The sequence below is a fragment of the Thermoflexus sp. genome (genome assembly GCF_040289485.1).
Taxonomy (GTDB): Bacteria; Chloroflexota; Anaerolineae; order Thermoflexales; family Thermoflexaceae; genus Thermoflexus.
Window position 1 is genome coordinate 1 of the sequence record NZ_PSLG01000084.1, and the last position, 5,182, is coordinate 5,182.

Annotated in this window: 7 protein-coding genes; 3 read left to right on the plus strand and 4 right to left on the minus strand. The window is 72.0% G+C overall.

The annotated features are described in order from the left end of the window. The 3 genes from C4313_RS10550 to lgt form a co-directional block, all read right to left on the minus strand. Window positions 1-252: hypothetical protein (locus C4313_RS10550; protein ID WP_352429823.1), on the minus strand; the 252-nt coding region annotated here is incomplete at its 3' end. Continuing rightward, window positions 249-881: a hypothetical protein gene (locus tag C4313_RS10555; RefSeq protein WP_352429824.1), complete on the minus strand. Its 633-nt coding sequence runs from the start codon at window positions 879-881 to the stop codon at window positions 249-251. The genes C4313_RS10550 and C4313_RS10555, both read right to left, overlap by 4 nt. Before the next feature lie 30 nt (window positions 882-911). After that, window positions 912-1,757: a prolipoprotein diacylglyceryl transferase gene (lgt, locus tag C4313_RS10560; RefSeq protein ID WP_352429825.1), complete on the minus strand. Its 846-nt coding sequence runs from the start codon at window positions 1,755-1,757 to the stop codon at window positions 912-914. A gap of 141 nt (window positions 1,758-1,898) precedes the next feature. Here lgt and C4313_RS10565 point away from each other — a divergent pair, with 141 nt between their 5' ends. Further along, window positions 1,899-3,239, plus strand: coding sequence for an MFS transporter (locus tag C4313_RS10565; protein WP_352429826.1), 1,341 nt, complete (start codon window positions 1,899-1,901; stop codon window positions 3,237-3,239). 24 nt (window positions 3,240-3,263) lie between these two features. Here C4313_RS10565 and C4313_RS10570 read toward each other — a convergent pair whose 3' ends face one another. Beyond that, entirely contained in the window at window positions 3,264-3,680 is a 417-nt protein-coding gene (locus tag C4313_RS10570) for a WD40 repeat domain-containing protein (RefSeq protein ID WP_352429827.1), read from the minus strand. 79 nt (window positions 3,681-3,759) lie between these two features. Here C4313_RS10570 and amrB point away from each other — a divergent pair, with 79 nt between their 5' ends. Further along, a complete protein-coding gene (gene amrB / locus C4313_RS10575; protein WP_352429828.1) occupies window positions 3,760-4,977 on the plus strand; it encodes an AmmeMemoRadiSam system protein B in 1,218 nt (405 codons plus the stop codon). Further along, on the plus strand, window positions 4,968-5,182 hold a 215-nt coding region (locus C4313_RS10580), incomplete at its 3' end, for a hypothetical protein (protein WP_352429829.1). The genes amrB and C4313_RS10580, both read left to right, overlap by 10 nt.

Consider the following 5,182-nt stretch of genomic DNA (forward strand, 5'->3'; position numbering starts at 1 on the left):
GGCCCGCCGCTGGCGCTGCCGTTCCGCCGGGGGAAGATCGGGCGGGAGGGGCGGCAGCCAGCGCCAGCCGGCCGAGGCCAGGGGCGCGAAGGGCAGCCCTCGCCGGACCACGGCCTCTTGCACCAGGGGGCCGCTGGCCCACAGGATCCGCTGGCCCCGCCGGGCCAGGGCCACCGCCAGGTCCAGGTATCCTCCATAATCCAAGTGGCCCCACAAGGGAACCGAGACGAAGAGCCAGCGTCGCGCCCTCATGGCCCCATGCGGATGGGTCCCCGCCCGACCTCCCGATGGCAGCGCTCGCAGGCCGGGATCACTACCGCCCGGTCGATGAAGAAGGCCTCGACGGATTCCCGGTGGGCGGGGTGGCAGTCGATGCAGCGCACCGAGGTCCGGAGGTCAGGCCGGAACAGGTCAGTGTGGAAGTGGTTCTCGAAGCCCGGGGCGAGGACCGGGTTGGGCTTCCCCGGGGGGACGCCGCCCAGCGCCGGCTCTCGGACGTGGCAGCGGCGGCAACCGGCCTCGGGGAGGGCCGGGAGCCGCACGGGGTGCTGGGGGGTGTCGGGGGGCACCCATGGGGTCCGCAGGGCGTTGCCTGCCCCCAGCGCCAGGGCCAGCGCCCGCTGGGGGAACGAGGCGTCTCCCCGATGGCAGCCCACGCACAGGATCCCAGCGGCGGCGTGGGCGGCCGCGAGATCTCCCGCCCGGCCCGCCGCCGCCCGCGCGGCCCGCATCACGTAGGTGACCTCGGGGCGGAGGTGGCAGCCGGCGCAGAAGGCATCTTGCTCCTCGAGGCGGGTGATGGCCCATGCGCCCGCCAGGGCCAGGAGCAAACCCCCGGCCACGGCCAGCCCGGCGATGCGACCGATGGGGAGCGAACCCATGGCGATCGGCCGGTTCCAGATCTTCGGCGTCTACGGCTCGGGGGCGGGGCGTTCGGCCGGCTGCGCCCGGGCCCGCCAGCGGTTGCGGATCAGCAGGGCCAGCCCGGCCGCCAGGGCGATCAGGGAGAAGACCTGGGCTGTCGTGATGTTCCCCAGTTTCCAGGCGTCAGGCCGCAGTGTCTCGATCCACAGCCGGCCCAAAGGATACCAGATGAGATAGCCGGCGAAGAGGTCCCCCTCCTGCAGCCGGCCGCCCAGGCGCCGGTTCAGGTTGAAAAGGAGCAGGAAGCCCAGGGTGTTCCAAAGGGATTCATAGAGGAAGACCGGGTGGAAGCGGGTCTCCGGGGGCAGAGAGAGGTGCTGGGGCAGGCGGTGCTCCATCGGGATGGGGATGCCCCAGGGCAGCGTCGTAGGGGGACCGTAAAGTTCTTGGTTAAAGAAGTTCCCCCACCGCCCGATGGCTTGCCCCACCAGGATGGAAGGGGCCACGATGTCCAGCCAGCGCCAGAGGGCCAGGCGATGGCGGTAGGCGTAGAGCAGAAAGCCGAGGAGGCCGCCGATGAGCGCCCCGTAGATGGCCAGCCCCCCCTCCCAGATGAACAGGATCTTGATCGGGTTCTCCCGATAGTAGGACCAACCGATGGCGCCCTCGGGGTTGGAGAACACGTGGTAGAGGCGCGCCCCGACGAGGCCCAGCAGGAACACCACCCACAGGCCGTCCCAGACGTGGTCCGGGTTCTCGCCGCGCCGGCGGGCCTCGGCGGCGGCCAGCCACGCGCCGACCAGGATGCCCAGCATCAGCAGCAACCCGTAGGCCCGGATGGCGAAGCCGCCGATGCACAGAACAGCGCCGGTCGTCCCTGGCGGACAGAACATCCTCAGCCTCCTTTCCCAGCGAAGTTCCCGGGGCCAATAGGCTCCGATCCTCTTCATTATAGGACGGACGTCGAGCGGGAAGGGTTGTCGGATCCCTGGGGATCCGGTAAGAATGGGGGGATGAGGGGATGGGAGGGAGTCGTGGGACGGATCTGGCGGGACTGGCGGGCCCGGTCGACGCGGCTGCGGGCCTCCCTGGCGGCACCCGGGGAGGTCCGCGATCCTCATGGGCGCCGCAACTTCGTCTTCGGGGTGCTCAACGGGGCCCTGTTCATCTTTGCGGAGACCGCTCTCGATCCCAACTTGGTGCTGGTGTGGTTCCTCTCCCGCCTCGGGGCCCCCAACCTCCTGGTGGCCCTGGTCTCCCCGATGCGGGACGGCCTGTGGTTCCTGCCGCAGTTGTTCGTCTCGCGGCTGATGCGGCACCGCGTTTACTATATGGGGCTGTATCGTTCGATGGCCCTGGTGCGGGCGCTGGGGGCCTTCGGGATGGCCCTGGGGGTGTGGGCCGTCGCCCCCCACCCGGCCCGCATGCGGGTGGCCTTCTTCGTGCCCTATCTGGTCATCTCCCTCGCCTCCGGGATCTCCGGCCTGCCCTTCATGGAGATCGTAGGCAAAACCATCCCACCTCGGCGGCGAGGGGTGTTCTTCGCCGCCCGCTTGTTCTTCGGCGGGCTGCTGGGGTTAGCCGCCAGCGGCCTGGTGCGGTGGCTCCTCGAGGAGCCGGCCGGTCTGCCCTTCCCCCACAACGTGGTGATCCTCTTCCTGATCTACGCGGTCTTTTCTTCGATGGGGATGGCGGTCTTCGCCCTGGTGGTGGAGCCGCCCAGCCCGCTGCCGGACGGGCACGCAGCCCGGACGCCGTGGCGGGAAGCGATCCGGGCGCTGTGGGCCCGGCCTTCCTACCGGCTCTTCCTCGGGGCCCGGGTGGCGTTGATGTGGGCGGCGCTGGCCACTCCCTTCTTCACCGCCTACGCCGTGCGCGACCTGCGGGTGCCCGACGCGGCCATCGGGCTCTACCTGGGCTTCAACGTCGGGGCTTCCCTGCTCTCCAACCTGGTGTGGAGCGCCCTCAGCGTCCGCCGCGGCCATCGGGAGGTGCTGGAGGGGGCCACCGTGTGTGGGCTGCTGAGCGCCTTCTGGGCGCTGCTGGCGGGCCCCTTGGGCCAGGCCTGGCCCGGGGTCCCATGGCTCTGGATGCTCCCGGTCTTCGTCCTCAGCGGGGCCTACGCCTCGGGCGCGGCCGTCGGCGGCCTCTCGTTGCTGTTGGAGATCGCGCCCGGCCACGACCGCCCCCTCACCGTCGGCCTCACCAACACCGTCCTCGGGGTGGCCTTGCTCTCCACCGCCCTGGGCGGCCTGATCGCCGATGCCATCGGCTACCGGGGCCTGTTCGCCCTCTCCTTCGGTTTCTACACGCTGGCCCTCTTCCTGCTGTGGGGGCTGCGGCGGGCGATGGCCGCTCCGGCCGCGGGCTCGTGAGGAGGAACGCCCGTCGCTTTCCCTTCACGGCTGGACCTCGCCGAGCCAGAGGGTGCCGCTGCGGAGCCCGGCCGCCAGCCATCGCCCCTGGGGCGAGAAGGCCATGCGGTAGAAGGCGTCGCCCGCTTCCTGCCATTCCACCTGGGGTTCCCCCTCCGGGATCGACCATAGCCGGGCGCGGCCCTCCGCGTCGCCCGCTGCCAGGAGGCGGCCGTCCGGGGAGAAGGCCAGGGCGCGCACAGCCCGCGTCCCCAGGACCAAGGCCCGGGATTCCTGTCCGGCCCCCGCCTCCCAAAGGCGGGCCGTCCCACCGGCCAGGGCGGCCGCCAGCCAGCGGCCGTCCGGCGCCACGACGAGGCCGGACCCCGGCCTCCGAAGGGACCAGCGCTCTGGCCGCTGGACCACCCCTTTCCCTTTACGCCCGTTGGCCCGGACCGACATGGGCTTGTCCCTTGCTACGGGGGTGCGTTATGCTTATCCGGCGACCCTCGCGATGCGCCCAGGACCAGAGGAGAGGCGGATGGCGGAAGGAGCGCGCTATCCGAAGGTGCGGCCGGTGGACGTGCGGCCGATCGTCCGCAACGGGCGCCCTTGCGTGCTGATCCGGGATCCGCTCCGGCTCTCGGATCAGATGCTGTTGGTTCCCCAGCCCCTGGCCTCTGTTCTGGCCCTGTGCGACGGCACCCGGGACCTGCGGGCCGTCCGCGCTGCCCTTATGGTCCGCTACGGCGTGCGGGTGGATGAGGAGGCCCTGCGGGCGCTGGTGGCGCAACTGGACGCCGCGTATCTGCTGGACAACGAGCGCTTCGCCGAGGCCCACGCCTGCGCCCTGGAGGCCTACCGGCAGGCGCCCTTCCGCCCGCCGACGCTGGCCGGCGAGGTGTATCCAGCGGATCCGGAGGCCCTGCGCCGCCTGCTCCGATCGTTCCAGGAGGGCCTCCCGGAGGAGCACCCGGTCGAGGCGGGCCGCGGCCTGGTCAGCCCCCACATCGACTACGCGCGGGGCGGCCGGACCTATGCGCGGGTGTGGGGGCGGGCCGCGCCCTTCGTCCGCGAGGCGGACCTGGTGATCCTGCTGGGCACGGATCATTACGGGGAGGACGGCGCGCTGACGTTGACCCGGCAGGACTACGCGACGCCTTTCGGGGTGTTGCCCACTGCCCGCTCCATCGTCGAGGCCCTGGCCCAGGCCCTGGGGGAGGATCGGGCCTTTGCCGGGGAGCTTCGCCATCGGGGGGAGCACTCCATCGAACTGGCCGCCGTGTGGCTCCACGCGGTGCGGGAAGGTCGGCCGGTGGAGCTGGTGCCGATCCTGTGCGGGCCCTTCGCCTCCTGCATCGCGGAGGGCCGCGATCCGGCCTTGGACCCCCGGGTGGGCCGCGTGGTGGATCTCCTGCGGGCGGCGGCGGCCGGCCGCCGCGCGGTGGTGGTGGCCGCGGGGGACTTGGCCCATGTGGGGCCGGCCTTCGGCGGGCGCCCGTTGGATCTGCGAGGGCGGGCCCGTTTGCGGGCGGAGGACGAGGCGTTGATCGAGCGGATGTGCGCGGGGGACGCGGCAGGCTTCTTCGCCCGGATCCACGAGACCCAAGACCGCAACAACGTCTGCGGCGTCTCCCCCATCTACCTGGCCCTCTGCATCCTGGAGCCGACCTCCGGCGAGCGGGTGGCCTACGCGCTCTGCCCGGCCGACGAGGCGGGCACCTCCGTGGTCTCCATATGCGGCGTGCTATGGCGTTAAATCCCTGGCCCTTCCTCTTCGCCTTCGCTGCGGGCCTCGCCCTGGGCTTCGGCGTCGGCCGGCTGGCCGTCGCCCTCCGCCGGCCGGGCCGGCGCCCGGAGGCCCGTCTGCTCCTGCTGGCCCTTCTGGCCTTCGCCCTCCGCGTCGGCGGCCTCACCGCCCAATCCCTCTGGCGGGACGAGGTGGACGCCCTGCGGTTCGGGCG